The sequence below is a fragment of the Paenibacillus dendritiformis genome, from assembly GCF_021654795.1.
Taxonomy (GTDB): Bacteria; Bacillota; Bacilli; order Paenibacillales; family Paenibacillaceae; genus Paenibacillus_B.
In genome coordinates, this window is record NZ_AP025344.1 from 5,911,822 (window position 1) to 5,931,657 (window position 19,836).

Consider the following 19,836-nt stretch of genomic DNA (forward strand, 5'->3'; position numbering starts at 1 on the left):
AAATAAGGGTAGCATACAAATACATGCTACCCATTCTAACTTTTTTCGCCCCTCACTTATACGGCCGAGGATCTCCGGCTTTTTCAGGAACAATCATGCTCCTTAAATCTCACTTTAAGGGATACATTGGAAATTATCAAGTTGCTGAAAGGCAACTGTGTTTTTGAATAGCATCCGAGCAAGGGAACTATGATCCAAGCCTGTCCTTCTATTTCACCGCACCCGCGGCAATCCCCTTAATAATATACTTCTGCGCAAAGATGTAGAAGAGGACAATCGGGATGATCGTGAGCGTCAGCCCGGCCATCGCCTGGTTCCATACGATCGTGAACTCGCCGAAGAAGTAGAAGGTCGACAGCGGAATCGTTCTCAGCCCTTTGTCCGCCAAGGTCAGGGATGGAAGCAAGTAATCGTTCCACAGGGCAATCACGTTTAGAATGGCTACCGTGATCGTAATATTTTTGAGCATCGGAAAGACGATTCTCCAGAACACCCCGAACTTGCTGCAGCCATCGATGGTTGCCGCCTCCTCCAGGTCGATCGGAATCGACTTAATGAAGCCGTGATAGAGAAAGACCGCCATGCCTGAGGCGAAGCCTACATTCATGTAGATCAAGCCTTCATGGGTATTCAGCATCGGAATATGAAGATGGGTGCGAATCCAGTCCATCACCTGCATCAACGGCATCATCAGCGTCTGGAACGGAATGAGCATGGTGGCGACCAACGTCATGAAAATGATTTTGCTCAGCTTATTGTCGGTGCGAACCAGCATCCAAGCCGTCATCGACGCCAGTACAATGACAAGAATGACGGAGACGACCGTCACATACAGCGAGTTGCCGAAGGCGTTGAAGAAATTCATCTTCTCCATGGCTTCTTTATAGTATTGGAAGCTGAATGAAGTCGGAAAAGCGAGCGCGTTCTCATACAACTCTGCACGGTTTTTGAATGAATTGACCAGCATCAAGTAGATCGGCGACAAAAAGAGGAGAGCCAGCAGAAGAAGCAAGAGTTCAAGCAGCCATTTGCTCGTTTTCTTCATTAGTACTGCACCTCTCTTTTCTTCGTCAGGAAGACCTGAGTCAGGGTAAAGACCGCCACGACGAGGAAAAAGAGCACGGCCTTCGCTTGTCCGAGACCGTAATTGCCGTAGGCAAAGATCTCATTGAAAATATTCATCGCGAACATCTCGGTCGCGTTGTTCGGGCCTCCGCGAGTTAAGCTCAAGTTCACGTCATAAATCTTGAAGGCGCCGGACAACGTCAGGAAGAGACAGATCGTGAACGCGGGCATAAGGAGCGGAAGCGTGATTTTGGTGAGGCGATGCCACCAATTCGCTCCATCCACCTTCGAAGCTTCAATCAGTTCATCCGGAACGCCTTGAAGGCCGGCCACATAAATAATCATCGTATAACCGGCAAACTGCCACGTGAACACGACTACCAGAGCGAACAAGGCGAATTGAGAATCGAGAAGCCAGTTGAAGAAGACGTTGGTCAACCCTGTGCTCTCGCCGATATAGCCCATCGCATCCGTAAAGATGAACTGCCAAATATAACCCAGAATAAGACCGCCGATGAGATTTGGCATAAAGAACATCGTGCGGGCAAGGTTGCGCACTCGCAGCTTCGTGGTGACAAAGAGAGAGAACGCGAGACCGAACACGTTGACGAGCAGCACGGCCAAAATCGTAAACTTCAGCGTATGCCATGCCGATGCCAGGAATCGTTCATCCTGGAACAGTTGAATATAGTTGTCGAGCCCGACGAACACTTTGGGGTTGGCCGGAATGCCGTCCCATTGCACGAACGAATAAGCAATACCGAACAAGAACGGTATGATGACGACGGTGGTAAAGATAAAAAGCAGGGGAAGCGTAAATAAGGCAAACCATAGCCGGTCCTTCCGCTTCTTCATGGTAATCCCTTCTTTCCGGTAAAGTTCGAGCCAGCCGCCCTATCACGCTGGAACCTGATGACGAGAGCCAGAATGACAAAAAGCCTAACACGGTCATGTATGTAAACCCATGGGTTAGGCTTTTTGTCTTCAAGCAGGTATCTTATTATTTGGTCGCTTTGGCCCAGACTTCATCCAGATTTTTGAGGAACTGCTCTCCCGTCATCGACTTATCCAGGAAGAATGCTTGGGCTGCCGGCGCCAGATCGTTGGTAATGATGCCTGCCGGGAAGTAGTTGTTCGCCGTCATTAACGTTTCCCCGCTCTGCGTGGCTTCATATACCGCTTGAGACAATGGGTCCATGTTGCCTGCTTCGATATTCGTCATGGCCGGAATGAATTGGAAATCCTCCACAATCGTTTTCTTGCCGGTATCGCTATTGAAGAGCCAATCCAAGAAAGCGTTTGCGGCTTTGATTTCATCGGCATCCGCCGTCCCGTTAATGGCCCAGTAGCTTGCCACGCCTACCGTCAGCTTCTTGTTGCCGTTGATTGGAAGCGGCATCATTCCGATGTTGGAGCCGAAGTCGCCGAAGTCCTTCAGCATCGAGAAGCTCCAGTTGCCTTGATGCACCATCGCTGTCTTGCCGGTCGCAAAGTCACCCATTTGCGTATCGTACTTGATTTCCATCGGATTTTTGGCGTAGGCCTTGATGGCATCCATGAACTTCGCGAACTCCTGGAACTCCTTCGTGTCGGCCATCTTCACTTCGCCTTTGTTCAGCTTATTAATGTAGTCGACCGGATCGGCCTGCAAGGCAAACGGCGTATTCATGATATGGCCGATGAGGAAGTAAGCCTCTTGAGAAAGCGCAAGACCGTTGATGTTCTCGTTCTTGAACTTTTCCAGCGTCTTGGTGAAGGAATCCAGGTCCGTCACGTCGGAAGGATTGACAAGATCCTTGTTATACACCAGGCCGTAGCCTTCGACGCCATACGGAATGCCCGTCACCTTGCCGTCGGTCTCCAACGCCATGTTCGGCGCTACATTCTTGGCATATCCTTCATTGCTCATGTCATAGAAGTACGACTTGAACTTCTCGGCTTCCGTGCCCGGCCCGATGCTGAAGATGGACGGCCCTTGGTTGCTGGTCAACTTCGCCTGCAGCTGCGTGATATAGTTATCGCCGGCAGCGCCCCATACTTCCGCCTCATTGCCGGTTTCCTCTGTATACTTTTGAGCCAATTTCTCTAATTGCTCCGCGATTTCAACCTTGGATTGGAAAATGGTAATCTTCTTCAGCTTCTCCTGCCCCGAAGAATCCGTGGAAGGATTTGCATTTTTGCTGTCCGATCCGCCGCCGCAACCTACAAGCGCCGTTATCACGGCCAGCACGGTCAGCAAGCTAAGCGTGCGCGTAATGTATTTTCTCTTACTCATTTTTTACGCCTCCCCGATTGAGATGAATACTTCGTAGTTAAGCGCTTACAAACTCATCTTAACGGATATTTTGTGTGAATGCAATAAAAAATAAGTGAAATAATCCGATGTTTTTATTCTTTATTAGATAAACTTTAACTCTTGACCAAGTAAAATAATGCTATATTTTTACCTATTTCGTTGTTTTTCTCCATTGAATCGTTGCATTCAGCTTCACGGGGTCACGATTCGCCTGACCGCGTATCATCGCCAGCAGCTCCTTCGCCGCCAAGTAACCGCATTCATACCGCGGAATCGCGATCGTCGTCATCCCGGCCATCATCGCCGCATCGGTATTGTCGAAGCCGGTTACCGCAATGTCTTCGGGAACCCTGATTTTATTTTCCTCGAAGGCCTTGAACGCGCCGAGCGCCATATGGTCATTCGCGCAGACGAGCACTTCCGGCAGTTCATTGCTTAGAATGATAAGCTTCGCCGCCTGGTACCCGCTCGTCTCGCTGTAATCGCCATGGAAATAATGACGCGAATCGAAGGTCAGGCCATTGCGATGAAGCGTATCCTTGAAGGCCGCAAAGCGTTCCTTGTGGTCCAGCGTGAAGTCGACCCCGCCGATATAGCCGAACCGCCTGTAACCCTTGTCCACTAGCCCCTGAACCATCTCGGACATGACGGGATAATTATCGACGACGACGCTTTTGGTATTCGCGTAATCGTGGGCGATCATCCGATCCATCAACACGACCGGGAAATGGGGCTTCGCGTATTCGATCAGGACGTCATCGCTCATATGGCGATCAAGGCAAATGATCCCGCAGGCGAAGTTATTGCGCATAAATTTTTGACTGGACTTATTCGTGCAAATAACCAAATCATAGCCATTCTCCGTCAGACAATGGTTAATTCCTTTAATAATCTGCAAGTAATATTCCCGATCAAAATCACTGAAAATGAACATTACGGTGCTGCTGCTCACCCCCTTGTTCGAAGAGCTTGAATAATAGCCCATCTCCATGCATATTTTCAGCACTCGCTCCCGGGTCGCTTGTCCTACGTTTTTACGGCCATTCAATACGTTGGACACGGTTGCGACCGATACATCCGCAAGCTCCGCGATTTCCTTCAATCTGCTCTTCAAGCCGCTTTCCCTCCTACAGCACTTGTTTTATCCATGAACCCGATTTTTGCGAACCCATCCCCTCCTGGCTGCTTGGTTAACATTTATGGCTTGCATTATTAACTATTTTACTAAACCATTTTACTAGATACACTCTTTTTTTCATACTGCCTGCGCGAAAAGAGTTGATCGCCCCGTTCTCCTCATTCAAAAAAAGGCTGCAAAACCTTCTCAGGTTCTGCAGCCTTGGCCATGCATTGACATAGGGTTGGAGGTGTGGCCGTTAACTCCGGATGACCCGGCCCAGGAACCGCTTGACCGGACCGTACGGGGTATCCAGCGTCTCGTAGAAATTAACCATAACCGGATATTTGACGCTCGCCAAATCGATATTCTCGAAGTAGATATGCTGTACTCCGTCCGTCAGCCGCGGCTCTTCGACGAGCGAGAACTGCTTCGTTCCCAGCACGCGGCCGCCATGATCCGCCAACTCCAGCCGGATGCGGGACAGATTCGCATCGGCCATCACCTGCCGCGCCCGATCGATATTGAGCCTAAGCTCCAGGTCGTAGGAGGAGGAGTCCGATTGCGTCATCGGATTCACGTCGCGGATCCACTTGCCATCCCAATTGTCGATTTTGATGCGGAACGGATACATGTCGTAAATGAGATCGGAGGTGTTGTCCAGCGTCGTCGAGAAGCGGAACGTGTCCATGACGACAGGGTACCCCTTCTCTTCCCGGTTGTCGACGAGATGCAGGAGCAGATCCTTGCCCGTCTCGCCTTCCGGCAGAATAAACAAATGCGACTCGACGACGGAGGCGTTCGGAATGAGCGCCTTCGGTTCGGCCGCCGGCGTGCCGATTCGTTCCCCGCCATACCGCGTCCCGTCCGCGCCCTCAAGCTCCGCATGGAACGGCGGCGGGGTGATGGACGAGCCGCTCTTGTTCTCCAGCTTGAACCGGAGGAGCAGCGCAGTGAAGCCAGCCTCCTTGTTCGCCAGCATCGTGTCTTCCTCGATGGACATATTCAGCCCCTTCGGGAACAGATCCGAACCAGAAGAGAACTTCATTGGCGTCCGCAGCTTATAGTCGATCGGCGGCACGGAGGCCTCCGCTTGTCTTGGCACGGCAATCTGAATGCGCCCGACCTGGTAGGTTACCGCCTGGTCCGGATCAGAGGCATCGGGCGGAAGGAATGTCTCCGGCGTCAGCACCCGCAGCATGGTAAGCTCCCGGTTCGCTCCCGTCTCCACGGCATAGCGGAGCTGAACCGCTTCGCCCGGCTTGAGAACGGGCGGAGCCGGCTGGCCGAGCCGCTTCCCGTCATAGATGGCGGTATCCGACCATGCGGTCAAGGTGAACTCGGGGAGCTTCTCGCTAATATTATTCCGGTTCTCTACCCGCAAGGTCACGATATGCACCGTATCCAGCTTCTCTCGCGCCCGTTCCGTCGTCTGTTCCGGCTTGCCCGAGCTCTTCACGATGCTTATCGGGGTGAAGATAAGCATCGAGGTGCCGGCAGGACCATTCAATTGAAACGAGTGCCCCCAAGGCTTCACCTTCTCCGGATCGGTAATCGGGCTGTAGTCGTTCTCCCATACGTCCCGGATGGGCATTCCGCCGAGAATGGTCACCTTCGCCGGATACACCTCCCGATCTGTCTTCTTCCAGATGAACCGCACCGGAGCGGATTCCTCCGCTAGCGTCCGGCTCATCCAGCGCCACTCCACGGTCTGGCCCGGCATGAGGAAGCGCGGGCTTCCGGCGCTCGGCTCCATGGCGGCTTCCGCCCCGGACGCCATCCGGACGGCCAGCTCATAGTCCGGGATACGGATCCGCTTCCCGGAACTATTCTTGAGTTGGAACACGGCGGCCACCTGGCGACCGTTGTCCCGCTGCCCGTAGATGACCCGCTCCACCGCGATCTCGATGCCGTGGGCGGACTTCATGAAGGCGGCCGCATCCGTCTGGATCGAAGCGCGCGAGGGCGCTGCCTTGCCGCTCTTCTGCTCCTTCGCTTCCGCCGTGCCGGACAGCCCCGGCACCGGAACCGCCCCGGTTATCGCCATGGCAAGCAGACTGACCGCCCATGCCACGGCCGTGATTCGCTTCAAGCTCCGCTTCGTCTTCGGCTTCATTGGTTATCCCCCTTCTCTGGCTGCTGCGGCTTGGCGGATGGCGGCTCCACCGATACCGGCTCATTCTCCTTCAGCCGATGCTGTCCCGTCACGATGACGGTAGCTCCTTCCTTCAGTCCATCCGTCACGGCATAGAGCGTGCCCTGGAGCGGGCCGAGCTCGACTTCCTGCCGCACCGCCTTGCCGTCCTTATAGACAAAGACGAACGTCTTGCTCTCCTCACGGATGATCGCGCTGGCCGGAACGGCCGGCACGAGCCGCTCCGCTTCCGTCTCCAGCCGAATGCGCACCTTCATGCCGGGCTTAAGTTCCCCTTTGCCGTTCGCGGCCCGCAGCTCGACATCATAGGTTCGGGTGCGCGTATCCATGACCTCGGACAGATAGGCGAGCGAGCCCTTATAGGTCTGGCCGGGGCGATCGGATACATAGAAGGAAAGCGAGCTCTTCCCTTCCACCAGAGGCAGCAGGTCTTCCGGAAGCTTGGCCCGGACAAGGACCGGATCAAGCTGCACGATCCGGCCGATCGTCCCCCCCTGGTTCAGCATCATGCCAGGCTGCGGAGTCCATTCGGTCAAGATACCGTCTGACGGCGCGGCGATTCGGGCCTCCTCGATAGCCATCCCCGCCTCCAGAAGCTCCAGCTTCGCCGTATCGAGCTGTTGGCGGGCGGTGGCCTTCGAATCGCTATTGTCGGCCGCCTCCAGCTTCATCTTCCACACGCCGAGATCAATCTCCGAATTTTTCAGCTGCAGCTCGGCCTGATCGACGGCAGCCTTCTCTACCGTGCCTTCGTCATATCCGTTTTTGAGGCGGTTCAGTTCCTTCGTCTGCTGCTCCATCTCCCGCTCCAGCTTCTCAATGCTCTGCTTCACTTCTTCTTTGCCGATCCGTTCCTTCTCCTCCGTCTGCTCCAAAAGATTCTCGGCGCTGCGGATAGCAAGCTCCGCCCGCTTCTTCTTCATATGAGCGGCGGAGTCATCCAGCCGGGCGATAACCTCTCCGCGCTTCACGCGATCGCCGCGCTTCTTCAGGACAGCGGTCACCTCGCCGCTCCCCTTCGCCATGACATCCATGGAGACGGAAGGCGCGATCTCGGCAATCAGTTCGGCCGGCATGCCGATCTTCTCGCGCTTCACGACAGCTGTCTTCACGAGCGGAGCCGCTTGCTTCGCATCCGCAGGCGCCGCCCCATTCTCCGGCTGGCCGGCGCAGGCCGCCAGCAGCACGGCGAAGGCGGCGATGCCGGCCATCATGCCGAGCCCGCGCTTGCGCCGGCTCTTCTTGCTGTGTCTCATTCGTTACATCCCCTTTCCTTCCGCTTGCTCCGGCGCGGCGGCCGGCAAGACATGAACTTGGCTGCGCTTCCCCCGTCCGATCAGGTCATACATGACAGGCACGACCAAGAGAGTCAGCAGCGTGGATACGGTCAGTCCGCCGATGACGACGACGGCCAGCCCTCTCGATATCAGCGTGCCATGCCCGAAGCCAAAAGCGAGCGGCAGCAGCGCCACGATGGTGGCTCCGGCCGTCATGATGATCGGCCGCAGGCGCGACACCCCGGCCTCCACCAGCGCTTCCCGCACCGCAAAGCCCGCCTTGCGCAGCTGCTGCGCCTTATCGATAAAGACAATGGCATTGGTGACGACAATGCCGATCAGCATCATGAACCCGATTAGCGAGGTAATGTTCAGCGATTCGTTCGTCACGAACAGGCCGAACACGCCGCCGATCGCGGCGAACGGGAGCGAGAACAGAATCGAGAACGGCGCGCTGGCATTGCCGAAGGTCAAGACCATAATGAGGTAGACGACGCCGATGGCGGCGCCCATCGCGACGAACAACTGGCCGAAGCTGTCCCCGATGTTCTCGCTGATGCCGCCCACGGAACGGCTCACGCCTTCCGGGAGTTCAATCTGATCCAGTTCAGCGGCGATACCGGCGCTGATGCCCCCCTTGTTCTTGCCGGTAATTTTAGCCGACACCGTGACGACCTGCTCTTCATTTACCCGCTTGATCGAGGCGGGAGCCAGCTCCCGGGTCACATCCGCAACGTCGGCGACGCGAACCATGCCGCCGTTCCCCGTCTCCATCAGGATATTGCCGACCCCCTCCAGATCCTGCCTTCCGTTCTCTCCCGTCTGGATGGTCAACGCGCGCAGGCCTTCATCGAACCGGTATTCGCCCAGCTTCTGCTCGAAGAGCCAGGTGCGAAGCGAGTGCTGGACGGCAGCCGGGGATACCCCCGCCTGAAGCGCCTTGTGCGGGTCCAACTGAATCGTCACCTCGGAAGAAGCTTCGCTCAACGAGTCCTTGACCTCCGTCAGCTCCGGGTAGCCCAGCACGGCCTCCTTGATGACGGCGGCAGCCTGGCGCAGCTTGCCGCTGTCCTCTCCCTTCAGCACATAGGAGAAATCCTCGCCTCCTCCCGAATCGCCCGACAAGGTGCGCGTATCTATCTCGCTTCCCGCCGGGACAAGGGACAGGAGCGATTCCTTATAATCCCGCTTCACCTGCTCGACGTCGGCATCTTCATTCACCTCGGTATAGATCTGGGCCATATACGGAATCGCGTTCGGGTCGCCCCCGTAGCCGACCAAGGCCTCGACGAAGGTGAACAGCGGACGGCCCGCCTTGTCCGACGCCGACCGCAGCTTCGCCTCCATATCCTTGACGACGGCATCCGTCGTCTTGAGCGCCGTCTCGTAAGGCAGCTTCACCGTAAAATAAAACTGGCGCGGCGGATTCCCTTCCGGCATGAAGGTGAAGGATAACTGCGGCACGAGCGCAACCATCGTGACGACAAAGAGCAACGCCGAGGCCCCCAAGGTCTTCCAACGATGGCGCAGCGACCATTCCAGGATGCGACGGTACCCCTCCGTGAAGGCGGACGGCCCCGGCTCCACATGGGCCTTGGCGTTGGCGCTGCGGAGCACGATCAATTTGGCCAGCATTGGAATGACGGTCAGCGCGACGGCGAGCGAAGCCAGGATGGCGCAGGACAGCGTCACCGCGAACGGGCGGAACAATTGGCCGGCCGGCCCGCTAATCAGGCCGATGGGCGCGAACACCCCTACCGTCGTCAGCGTGGACGACGTAATGGCATTCGCCACTTCCTTCGTCGCGAGCAGGATGACCGACTCCTCCTTGCGGGCCGCCTGCTCCAGCTTGCTGTAAATATTTTCGATAACGACGATGCTGTCGTCGACGACGCGGCCGATAGCGATGAACATGCCGCCCAGCGTCATGATGTTCAAGGAAATATCGAGCCACTTCATCATCAGCAGCGCGATCAGGACGGACAGCGGAATCGACACGAGCACGATCAGCGTCATCCGCATGTTGCGCAGGAACACCAGAATCATGAGCGAAGCCAGCACGGCGCCGACCATGCCTTCGCGCAGCAGTCCCCCAATCGACTGCTTCACTTCATCCGCGTAATTGTACACCTGCTTGAACGTAATCCCCTTCAATTCGGAGGTCCACCGCTCCATCAACTCATCGGCCTGGTCCGTGAACTGAACGGCGTTCGCGCTCCCGGTCTTATACAGCAGGACCCCGATAGCAGGCCGATCGTCCATGCGGGCCGCGAACGCCGATTCGCGTATCTCCGCCACGCTTCCGAGACTGCCCACCGTCAGCTGGCTTCCGTCCGCCGCCGCCAGCGGGATCGCCTCCAGCTGCGAGATGCTGCGCAGGCCGTTGTCCATCCGGGCGAGCAGCGTGTTGCCGTCCAGCTCCACGGTCCCCGCCGGGCCGGCAGCCATCGCGCTCTGGACCGCCTCGGACACTTGCGCCGGCGTGAGCCCGTTCACTCGCAGCAGCTCCGGAGACAGCCGGATCGCCACCTCCGTCTTGCGCTCGCCGATGACATCCATATGATCGAGCCCCGGCATCGCCTGGAATCCGGGCCGGATCACATGCTCGAAATGATGCTCCAGCTCCGTCTGCTCCATTCCTTCCCCCGCCTGAATGGCGAGATAGTATGTAGGAATGGACGAGACGCCGAATGTCGATACTTTGGGGCGTCCCGCCTCCGACGGCAGCTCCGTCTCCTGGAACAGGCTCTCCATGTCCGCCTTTTTCCGATCCGGGTCCGCGCCTTCCTCGAATGTCACGATAATGGTCGCCATCTGATCGCTCGAAGTGGACTCGATCGTCTTCACGTTCTCCATCGCGCTAATTTTCTTCTCCAGCGGCTTGGTGACGTCTTCCATGACATCCTGCGGCGACCCCGGATAAGGAACGGTGACCATCACGATCGGCAATGAAATATCAGGCATGTTGTCCACCTTGAGGCTGGTCGCGGCATAGATCCCGCCCCCGAACAGCATGCAGCACAGGATGATGACGGCCGCCACCTGTTTCATCGAAAATTGAATAAGCGAATTCATCGTTGTCTATCTCTCCCCTCCTTTTTCTCTGCACTACCGCAACGAACGAATTCAAGATAGCAGCGAAATATGAACGGAGTATGAACTAAAAAGAAAAAAGGGGGTGGCTCATAGGCATTGCAAAATGATTGAGGTGAGGAGCCGATAGAGAATGTGGATGCGGGAAATAAAGAAAGCGCTCGCGCTAGAGGAGTCTACAGAGCGAAAAATAGCGGCGCGCAAAACGGGGGAAGCTGGGTGAACCAGTGAAATGATGCGTGGAGGCAACAACTTCTGCTCTTTAAGCCGATATTTGAAGAAATTCCCGCAAAAGTCAGGCTGTTGAGAAAGTCCAGGGGAGTTTTCGATCCTTCATTAGGACTTGTCTCACTGTAGAAAAAATGGATGTAACACGCTCTGATCGGAGTGTCTGAGAACGGCAACATTTCCTTGGAAACGTCTATCAGGTCGGCGACAATTGTTCCAGTCAAGCCTATTCAGTAACCCAAATCCTGCGCAAATACAGCAATTTGAGATAGACGACTTCACCAGAAAATGAATCCTGCAAAACTACAGCAATTTCACCTGTTTCGCTTCGACTTCGCTCAAGAGGGCCTAAAATGATGTAGCTGTGCAGCATTTTCTCGGAATGTGGACTCATTGAGCCGAAAATCCTGTAAAATAGCAGCAATCCCGCCACACACACGTTAAACCCCAGGAGGTTATGATGCCTCCAGAAGGCGATAACGCTTTGAATGTCAAGTTTCGATGAGGAAAGTGGGCATCTTCACCCCTCCGAAGAAAACAGGGGTTTTCCAACAGCCCGAAAAGTACATGATTTCCATCGGTTTTGTCGTTTTATCTATTGGAAGTCGGAAATTGATGCAGTTTTACAGGATTCCCTGCAACGGAGCACACGTGGTAAAGGAAAGGTGTAGTTTTGCAGTTTTCGGAGTGTCTAGCTTTGAGAATCGAGCTTTGAGAATCAGGGGGCTGTCTCACTGTAGTTACATACTACTTGTGGGATACCCCCTGTGGAACTACCAATTACGCCGGATCGGAAGCGTCACGCTCACGGTCGTCCCCTTGCCGGGCTCGCTGTCGATTCGGATCGTCCCGTGATGCAAAGTGACGACCTTTTTCACGATGGCCAGGCCGAGGCCGCTGCCGCCCGCATTGCGCCTGCGGGCCTTGTCCGCCTTGTAAAAGCGCTCGAACACGCGCGCCCGGTCCTCCTCCGCGATGCCGATCCCGTTGTCGGCAATGATGACGAGCGCTTTCCCGTCCTGACGCGCAAGGCTGACGGTAATCCTGCCGTTCTCCGGCGTGAACTTGATCGCATTGCCGAGCAGATTCGTCCAGACGAGGCTCAGAAGATCCTCATCGGCTTCGATCGTGACGTCTTCGAGCCGGTCCTCCAGGCGCAGCTCCTTGTCGGCCCTTTGCGGCTCTGCGGCGACGATGACTTGGCGAAGCTGTTCGTCGAGCCGGTAGATGCGCGGCGCGAACGGATGATGCTCCGAATCGAGCGAAGCGAGCTGCAGCAGATTGTCGCTGAGGCGCGACAAGCGTTCGCATTCCGTCATCATAATTTCCAGATAGCGCTCCTGATCTGCCTCGGGGATGACGCGGTTGCGAAGCGCCTTGGCGAAGCCGTAAATCGAAGTAAGCGGCGACTGAATCTCATGCGACACGCTGGAGACGAAATCCTGCCGCATCTGTTCCATCTGGCCGAGCTCCTGCGCCATATGGTTGAAGCTGGCGGCGAGGACGCCGATCTCGTCCTTCCGCCGGAAGCTCAGCTTCGTGCTGAAATCCCCCTTCGCCATGCGCTTCGTCGCCTCGGTCATCTTCTTGATCGGCCGCACGACATAGCGGGCGGCGACGAGAAAGCAGAGGCTCCCGGCCGCCAGCACCACGGCAAGCGTGAACAGAATCAGCCGACTGATCAGTTTATTATCGCCGTACTTCATTCGCAAGAAGAGAGCATGCGGCTCTCCCTCCTTCAGAAAGGAGATGCCGATGATGGGCTCGGAGCTCTCCGGCTCCGTGCTGTGATACGGCCTCCCGGACAGCACATCCTTCACCACCTGTGCCGCCATCGACTCCGGCGGACGTCCGGCGAGGGTATGCCGCACGATCGCGTTGCTCTTGCTGTCGAAGACCTGAACCTGTATCCATTCGAATGATTTCAAGGAGTCCAGATAATCGCGGAACTCCGCTTCGGGCACCTGCTGATACAGCCGGACCATATCATTGCCGAGCTGGGTCAGGTCCCGGTAGACAATCTCTCTCATCTCTCTCTCGAAAAAAAAGCCGGAAGCGGCAAATGCAACGATCATGCCTGCGATTACGGCGAATAAAAAGGTGAGCACAACCCGGACGTACAGCGTCCTCATCATGAGCAGACCTCCAGCCGGTACCCGAGACTGCGGGCAGTCTCGATGCGGAACTCGTGCGCGTGGCCGGCGAAGCGCTCGCGCAGACGCTTGATATGGACATCGACGGTCCGTTCCTCCCCCTCATAATCGATGCCCCAGATGTCGCGGATCAACTGTTCCCGGGTCAGAATCTGCCCCGGATGGCTCGCGAGCTTGAACAGCAGCTCGAACTCCTTGAGCGGCAGCGTCGTCCCCATGGACGGGTCATCCGCGTAGACCTTGTAGCTGTTCCGGTCCAGCTTCAAGCTGCCGAGGCGGATAATCTGCTCGTACACGATCTTGTAGCGGCGCAGCAGCGCCTTTACCCGCATCACCAGCTCCATCGGATCGAACGGCTTTGTTATATAATCGTCCGTGCCGAGACGGAAGCCCTTTACCTTCTGGCCGGCCTCTCCCTTGGCCGTGACCATGAACAGCGGAAGATCAGGGTACTGCGACCGCAGCTCGCTGCAGAGCTGCCAGCCGTCCATTACGGGCATCATAATATCGAGGATAACCAGATCAGCCGGATCCGTCTCCATCAGGCGGAGCGCCTGCTCCCCGTCCTCCGCCTCCAGCACCCGGAAACCTTCATTGCGCAAAAACAAACCTATCATCTCGCGGATATGCTCGTCATCATCTGCGACCAATATCGTTCTCATCGTCTGTTCGACACTCCATTCCCCTCGTTCTCCCTTAATTTCTTTTTCTACTGGATGCTCCGATGCCTCTCATGACACCGCATTTATTGTAATATACCTCACCCCAATATTCCATGATTTCCCTGACGGTTACGAGCCATCTTTCTCTTCATCGGATATATTTTCTCTGTCCTGAATAAGACGATCGCGAACAGGCCGCTTCCGCTATCGGAAGCAGCCTGCCGATGCCAACCGCACGGTTCAATCCTGAACCAGACGGTCCGCAAAATAAATTTCCAGATTCGGATGGACGGCCCGAAGCAGCCTGCAGCGCGGCCGGACCGCGCCGAACATCTCCCCCCGCTGCGGGGCGGTCAAGCCTTCGGCCGTCACATACAGCTTGATATCCAAGATGGCGCCTTCGCCGTTCCGCTCATCCTGCGCTTCAATCTGCAGGGAGGACAACGCCCATCCCCGCTCCTCCGCATAGCGCTCCATCTCCGCTCCAACATCCGAGGCAAGCGCCATCAACCATAGTTCCCCAGGCCTAACGCCCCGCTCTTGCTCGCCCTCCCGCACAATCGGAATGTTTTGAGAACGAACGTTCCCAACCTGACGATGCGGCTCGATTCGTGTGACGATAACTTGCAAATGTCATCCCTCCTTTTCAATAGAGCCTTGCCTGCCTCCAAGACTTGTCCTGCTGAGCCTCCTCTGAGAACATGGATCAAGCCTCCAGGAAATTGATTCCTTTTATTCGACATCCCTTTCATTTCCATAGCAGCTTCCGATAGTAGCGTACCAACCCTTATTCCGCTCCAAAATGGCTATACAAAGCGAAAAAAAGCGCCTCTCCGGAAAGGTTACAGTTTTGTAATTATGATTCCCGCAGACTATTGTCATCATTTTGTAACCTATGTTAGGCTAGTTTTGTCGATTTTTTAGTAATCCATTTACAGTTTTAACAATGAAGGAGGAGATGCCGTGAAGACCGCCATCCGATCTGCCCTTGTGGCAGGCGCCGTATTCGGATGCATGCTGTTGGCAGACAGCGCATGGACCGATGCGACTGTCCAAGCCGCCGCAGCTACGAAACAGATTACGCTCCAGGTTAACGGTGAAAATTTGCAGTTTACGAATGATATTATTCCCATTATAGATGAAGCGCAGAACATGCATGTTCCTCTGCGCGCCGTAGCCGAGCAATTGGGCTATGAACTGAATTGGCAAGCCGATGACAAGGACGTGCAGACGATAGAAATGTCGAATGGCACAAACACGATCCGGCTGAAGTCCAACAGCTCCAAGGCCGAGGTGAACGGCACAACAGTGAGCATGGGCAGCGCCCCGATGTCTTATAAGGACAGTACATACGTGCCTTTCCGCTTCCTGCTGGATCAGCTTCAATTGAGCTTCGAATGGGATGCGGAACAGATGAAGAATATCCCCCGCATCAACCGGGCCCGGGGAGAGGTCCAGACCGCCTCGGCCCGAGCGTCCGAGGATAAGTCAGCCGCGATCCTGAACACGGCCCGCAGCTACCTGGGCGTTCCTTATGTATGGGGCGGCACGACGCCGAACGGCTTCGACTGCTCCGGCTATGTGGGCTACGTCTTCCGCAAGCATGGGATCGAACTGCCGCGCACGTCCCGCGCCATGTACAGCGCTTCGGGTTCCAAAGTAAGCAGCCTGCAGCCTGGCGATCTCGTCTTTTTCGCCGGCGACGGCAAGACGATTTCCCATGTGGGGATTTACATCGGAGACAATAAATATATCAACGCTTCTTCCGGTTCCGCCGGACGCGTTACGATAACCAGCTTGTCCTCCTCCTGGTCCAGCCGGACCTACGTCGGAGCCAAGCGGGTGCTCTAATTCAATAACCAGGGTTTACCCCTTATTCCTTGCCGCTGAAACATCTGCCCCGCGATACTGCATCCGGGCGGGTGTTTTTTTCCTGTCTTCCCCCTTAGTCCCATCCCGCGCGGTTCCATACGGTGCGGCCGAATGACCCGATCCGCCGAGGATGCCCGCTTTGCTGTGATTTTTATCATTGACACACCCGCTCCGATTTGAAGCAAACCTTCGGAATCGAGCGTGAGCGCGAGATGGAAGGGCAATCTGTCATGTAAACGGTATCAATATGGCGCTATAGCCGAATTGTTCCCTTTTTCATAATCTGCTACGCTCGGATTGGAAAATAAAGCGCTTATAACTTGTTCCCTCACATTCCGTTTTCAGCGCCGGGAAGGTTGCTGGAGCGGGAAGCGAATGCTTTCGATCTTATACCCCCTTTGAAGGAGGACAGCCATGAAACTATCCATTGGAGGCTTCTCATTCAACACGATGCGCGTCGAAGGAAAAATGGATATCTTCACTTATATCCGTACGGTGCATGAACGCTTTGGGCTCCACGCCGTTGATTTCTGGAATGCTTTCTTTGCCGATACCTCCCGTCCGGTCTGGAAGGTGGCGGATGATGATCATCTGCGCCGTATTCGCCAGACGCTGGACGAACGCGAGATGACGCTGGTCAACATCGCCGTCGATACGGCTCACCTCTGGGATCCGGACCCGGAGATTCGCGAGGCGCTGCATCAGAATGCGCTTGCCCATCTTCGCGCGGCCGAGATTCTGGGCGCCAAGTCCGTCCGGATCGATGCGGTGCTGCATGGCGGCGATCAGATAAGCGACGAAGCCCTGGAATATGTCGCCGCCCGCTACCGTTCCTACGCGGACCGGGCAGCGCAGGGCGGCTATTGGGTCGGCCCGGAGAATCATACCGGATTTGCCTTGCGTCCGGAAGCGCTCGCGCGCATCTCCGAAGCCGTCGATCACCCCCATTACGGCATCCTGCTCCATCTGGGACGCTGGCAGGCAAGGAACAAGCCAATCGTGAACGCCAAGCCGATGGCGGACGAGAATGAACCCTTCATCTGGGAGGGCGATAGCGAGGTTGCCCGCTGGGTGCGCCATACGCATGTCGACTGGCGGACGCTTCAGGCCCCGAATGCCGCGATGCGCCTGTCGAACCTGGTTCAGGCCGGGTACGACGGCTATTGGGCCGTCGAGTACAACGCGCCGGACGATCAGCTCGCGGCCATCGAAGAGGCGCTGGCGCGGCTTCGCGCGCTTCTGCAGGAGAACGGGCCGGACCGCCAGCGGGAAGTCTAACGCCGGGGAGAGCACGGAAGCTCCGAACCGGACGGCAGCACGCCGATTCTATTCGCATGAATTCAGGAACGCCAGGAGGCAGATTCGATGGAACGAAGACGTATCGCGATCATTGGAGCAGGCCAGATAGGGAAGCATCACCTGAACGAATATCATCGGGTGGGCGGCGCCGACATCGTCGCCATTTGCGATATTAATGAAGCGGAGGCGCGCCGGGTCGCGGAGGCGAACCGGATCCCCCATGTGTATGCCGATTTCCGCGAGCTGCTGAAGCGCGATGACATCGAAGCGGTCGATGTATGCCTGCATAACAACTTTCACGCCCCGGTCTCGATCGCGGCTATGGAAGCTGGCAAGCATGTCTATTGCGAGAAGCCGATTGCCGGCTCCTACCGGGATGGCGCCGCGATGCTGGAGTCGGCCCGAGTTACAGGCAAGATGCTGCATATCCAGCTGTCTACCCTGTACAGCAAGGAGACGAAGGCCGCCAAAACCCTGATCGACGGCGGCAAGCTCGGCAAGCTGTATCATGCGCGATCGACCGGCTTCCGCCGCCGCGGCCGCCCGTTCGTCGACGGATACGGCACGACGGCATTCACGCAGAAGGCCACCGCCTCGGGGGGCGCTCTCTACGATATGGGAGTATACCATATCTCCCAGATTCTCTATCTGCTCGGTCTGCCAACGGTGACCCGCATTAGCGGCCAGACCTATCAAGAGATGGATATGCTTCCGGATCGGAGGGAGATGAGCAAGTTCGATGTGGAAGAACTCGGGGTCGGCTTGATCAAGTTCGAAGGCGGCATCACGCTCGATATTATCGAGGCCTGGGCGATCCATCTTGGCGGCTTCGAAGGCAGCAGCATCGTCGGCTCCGAGGGCGGCATCCGCATGCCGGCCCGCAAGGGGGACCATATTCAACCATTCACGTACCATAGCACGGTGCTCGACCTGGACCTCGACACCGTGATCGACCTGAATGCGATGGACCGGCGCCGCCATCTGCTCAACCCGAACGAGTGGGCTTATGATTCGTCCCAGGGACACTGGGTTGCGGCGCTCAGCGGAATCGTTCCCCTCCTGCCGACAGCGGAACTGGCTTTGAACACCATGCTTATCAGCGAGGGCATTTATATGTCCGGCGCGCTCGGCCGGGAAGTGACAGCGGAGGAGGTCGCCGCCTCCTCCGTATCCAGCGCGATCCGGTTGTAGATCAGTGGAGCGGCAGGCTTCGGCATCCTGAAGCTTCCTGAAGCTCATAACGCCCGCAGGCGGCAAGAGCCACAGGAACTTGTTTCCTTCCAGCCACGCGTCTATCCCCTTCGTTCGCTTGTTCCCCGCATATCGTATATGATGGAAGTGTAAGCTTCATCATGAATGGGAACGGAAGAGGTGACTAGACAATGCCGACATCATTCCATGCCATGAACCATCCCCCGCTGGAGACCGCAGCCATCCACCGGTCCAAGTCATCCGGCAGGCTCTGCTTCCTGCTTGCCGATGAAGGAGGCTGGGGGACGGCCCCCCTGACCCTGTACTCCAGTCCGCGCCCCCAATATGATCCGGAACAGTCCGCCTTCGCGGCCACCGTAGTGCCGGGACAGGAGGTCTCCTTCCCCGATCCGGCGCCGGGCCGCAGAATCTACTATCATCTATGCCAGAATGGACAATATCTGCTGACGACAGCCGAGCGCGTGCTTCCGCTCGCGGGCGTCTCCAACTTCCGCGATCTGGGCGGATACCGGACGGCAGAAGGACGGTATGTCCAATGGGGCAGTCTCTACCGATCTCCGGAATTATCGGATCTGACTCCGGATGATCTCGACTATCTGGATTCGCTGCACCTGCGCCAGATCTGCGATCTGCGGGACAGCGACGAAGTGGCGGCGATGCCGTCTCCGCCGCTTGCGCCCGCCGTCCATACTCATATCCCGCTCGTCGAGATGCTTGGCAAGGACGTCATTCGGCAGCCCGGGGACGTCTCGGAGCAAGGCAGAGCGCCGGCAAGCAAGCCGGGGCAGCTGCTCGTCGACATGAACCGCTCGCTCGTCCACTCGACGGCGGGACTTCGCAGCATCTTCGATCATTTACTGGCCGAGAACGGCGCTCCGCTGCTGTTCCACTGTACGGCAGGCAAGGATCGCACCGGCCTGGTGGCCGCGCTGCTGCTCCTGACGCTGGGAGTTCCGCTGGACACGGTCATGACCGACTATTTACTGACGAACCGCTATCTCAATACGGGGCTGCTTCGTTCGAAGACGGCTGCCAAGCTCGGCACAGGCAAGGTCAGCAATGAAGTGCTCGACGCCGTCTGGGAGGCAAGGTCGGAATATTTGGAAGCCGCCTTCGCGGAGATCGGGCGTGAGTACGGCGATATCGGCCGCTTCGTATCCGAATCGCTCGGCTTGTCCGCGGAGGAGATCGCCGCGCTGAAGGATAAGCTGCTGACCGCGCAGCCGTAATCCTGCGAGCCGCCTGACGCCTATCGGCGCTGCATCTCTTCCTGAGGAGACGCGGCGCCTGTTCTCCGATAACTTTTTATATTTTTGTAATGTAACCCCTTACAATTTAATGCGATTGTAATGCCTCAGTCCTTATAATGCAGTCGAGATGACTAGATTGGCTTTTCTCTTAGGCGCA

At 56.5% G+C, this 19,836-nt stretch carries 14 protein-coding genes; 4 read left to right on the plus strand and 10 right to left on the minus strand.

Annotated elements, in window-relative coordinates:
* Window positions 1-208 precede the first annotated feature (208 nt).
* From L6439_RS26295 to L6439_RS26340, 10 genes are all read right to left on the minus strand, one after another.
* A complete protein-coding gene (locus L6439_RS26295) occupies window positions 209-1,045 on the minus strand; it encodes a carbohydrate ABC transporter permease (RefSeq protein ID WP_168179229.1) in 837 nt (278 codons plus the stop codon).
* On the minus strand, window positions 1,045-1,920 hold the full coding sequence (locus tag L6439_RS26300) for a carbohydrate ABC transporter permease (RefSeq protein WP_168179228.1): 876 nt from the start codon (window positions 1,918-1,920) through the stop codon (window positions 1,045-1,047). The genes L6439_RS26295 and L6439_RS26300 overlap by 1 nt, the downstream gene beginning before the upstream one ends.
* Window positions 1,921-2,065: 145 nt before the next feature.
* Window positions 2,066-3,340, minus strand: coding sequence for an ABC transporter substrate-binding protein (locus tag L6439_RS26305; protein ID WP_168179227.1), 1,275 nt, complete (start codon window positions 3,338-3,340; stop codon window positions 2,066-2,068).
* Between the two features lie 172 nt (window positions 3,341-3,512).
* Entirely contained in the window at window positions 3,513-4,475 is a 963-nt protein-coding gene (locus tag L6439_RS26310) for a LacI family DNA-binding transcriptional regulator (RefSeq protein WP_213469845.1), read from the minus strand.
* A 262-nt stretch (window positions 4,476-4,737) separates the two neighbouring features.
* Entirely contained in the window at window positions 4,738-6,594 is a 1,857-nt protein-coding gene (locus L6439_RS26315) for a hypothetical protein (RefSeq protein ID WP_168179225.1), read from the minus strand.
* On the minus strand, window positions 6,591-7,889 hold the full coding sequence (locus tag L6439_RS26320) for an efflux RND transporter periplasmic adaptor subunit (RefSeq protein ID WP_213469844.1): 1,299 nt from the start codon (window positions 7,887-7,889) through the stop codon (window positions 6,591-6,593). The genes L6439_RS26315 and L6439_RS26320 overlap by 4 nt, the downstream gene beginning before the upstream one ends.
* 3 nt (window positions 7,890-7,892) lie before the next feature.
* Window positions 7,893-10,985, minus strand: a complete 3,093-nt coding sequence (locus L6439_RS26325) for an efflux RND transporter permease subunit (RefSeq protein WP_213469843.1) — start codon at window positions 10,983-10,985, stop codon at window positions 7,893-7,895.
* 1,019 nt (window positions 10,986-12,004) lie between these two features.
* On the minus strand, window positions 12,005-13,366 hold the full coding sequence (locus L6439_RS26330) for a sensor histidine kinase (protein ID WP_237096657.1): 1,362 nt from the start codon (window positions 13,364-13,366) through the stop codon (window positions 12,005-12,007).
* A complete protein-coding gene (locus L6439_RS26335; RefSeq protein ID WP_168179215.1) occupies window positions 13,363-14,046 on the minus strand; it encodes a response regulator transcription factor in 684 nt (227 codons plus the stop codon). The genes L6439_RS26330 and L6439_RS26335 overlap by 4 nt, the downstream gene beginning before the upstream one ends.
* Before the next feature lie 240 nt (window positions 14,047-14,286).
* Complete coding sequence (locus L6439_RS26340; RefSeq protein ID WP_168179214.1) at window positions 14,287-14,676, minus strand: OsmC family protein; 390 nt, start codon at window positions 14,674-14,676, stop codon at window positions 14,287-14,289.
* A gap of 333 nt (window positions 14,677-15,009) precedes the next feature.
* Between L6439_RS26340 and L6439_RS26345 the strand changes: the two genes are divergently transcribed.
* From L6439_RS26345 to L6439_RS26360, 4 genes are all read left to right on the plus strand, one after another.
* A complete protein-coding gene (locus tag L6439_RS26345) occupies window positions 15,010-15,897 on the plus strand; it encodes a C40 family peptidase (RefSeq protein ID WP_168179213.1) in 888 nt (295 codons plus the stop codon).
* 435 nt (window positions 15,898-16,332) lie between these two features.
* A complete protein-coding gene (locus tag L6439_RS26350) occupies window positions 16,333-17,196 on the plus strand; it encodes a sugar phosphate isomerase/epimerase family protein (RefSeq protein WP_168179212.1) in 864 nt (287 codons plus the stop codon).
* Window positions 17,197-17,283: 87 nt separating this feature from the next.
* The gene (locus tag L6439_RS26355; protein ID WP_213469842.1) at window positions 17,284-18,408 is read left to right on the plus strand and encodes a Gfo/Idh/MocA family protein; all 1,125 of its coding nucleotides are present in this window, start codon (window positions 17,284-17,286) and stop codon (window positions 18,406-18,408) included.
* 191 nt (window positions 18,409-18,599) lie between these two features.
* Window positions 18,600-19,658 (plus strand): tyrosine-protein phosphatase, encoded by a 1,059-nt coding sequence (locus L6439_RS26360; protein WP_213469841.1) that lies wholly within the window; start codon window positions 18,600-18,602, stop codon window positions 19,656-19,658.
* The last annotated feature ends 178 nt before the right edge of the window (window positions 19,659-19,836 follow it).

Coding starts and splice junctions, on each gene's coding strand:
- L6439_RS26295 (WP_168179229.1), bottom strand. CDS start 1,045: ATGAAGAAAACGAGCAAATGGCTGCTTGAACTCTTGCTTCTTCTGCTG.
- L6439_RS26300 (WP_168179228.1), bottom strand. CDS start 1,920: ATGAAGAAGCGGAAGGACCGGCTATGGTTTGCCTTATTTACGCTTCCC.
- L6439_RS26305 (WP_168179227.1), bottom strand. CDS start 3,340: ATGAGTAAGAGAAAATACATTACGCGCACGCTTAGCTTGCTGACCGTG.
- L6439_RS26315 (WP_168179225.1), bottom strand. CDS start 6,594: ATGAAGCCGAAGACGAAGCGGAGCTTGAAGCGAATCACGGCCGTGGCA.
- L6439_RS26320 (WP_213469844.1), bottom strand. CDS start 7,889: ATGAGACACAGCAAGAAGAGCCGGCGCAAGCGCGGGCTCGGCATGATG.
- L6439_RS26325 (WP_213469843.1), bottom strand. CDS start 10,985: ATGAATTCGCTTATTCAATTTTCGATGAAACAGGTGGCGGCCGTCATC.
- L6439_RS26330 (WP_237096657.1), bottom strand. CDS start 13,366: ATGATGAGGACGCTGTACGTCCGGGTTGTGCTCACCTTTTTATTCGCC.
- L6439_RS26335 (WP_168179215.1), bottom strand. CDS start 14,046: ATGAGAACGATATTGGTCGCAGATGATGACGAGCATATCCGCGAGATG.
- L6439_RS26350 (WP_168179212.1), top strand. CDS start 16,333: ATGAAACTATCCATTGGAGGCTTCTCATTCAACACGATGCGCGTCGAA.
- L6439_RS26355 (WP_213469842.1), top strand. CDS start 17,284: ATGGAACGAAGACGTATCGCGATCATTGGAGCAGGCCAGATAGGGAAG.
- L6439_RS26360 (WP_213469841.1), top strand. CDS start 18,600: ATGCCGACATCATTCCATGCCATGAACCATCCCCCGCTGGAGACCGCA.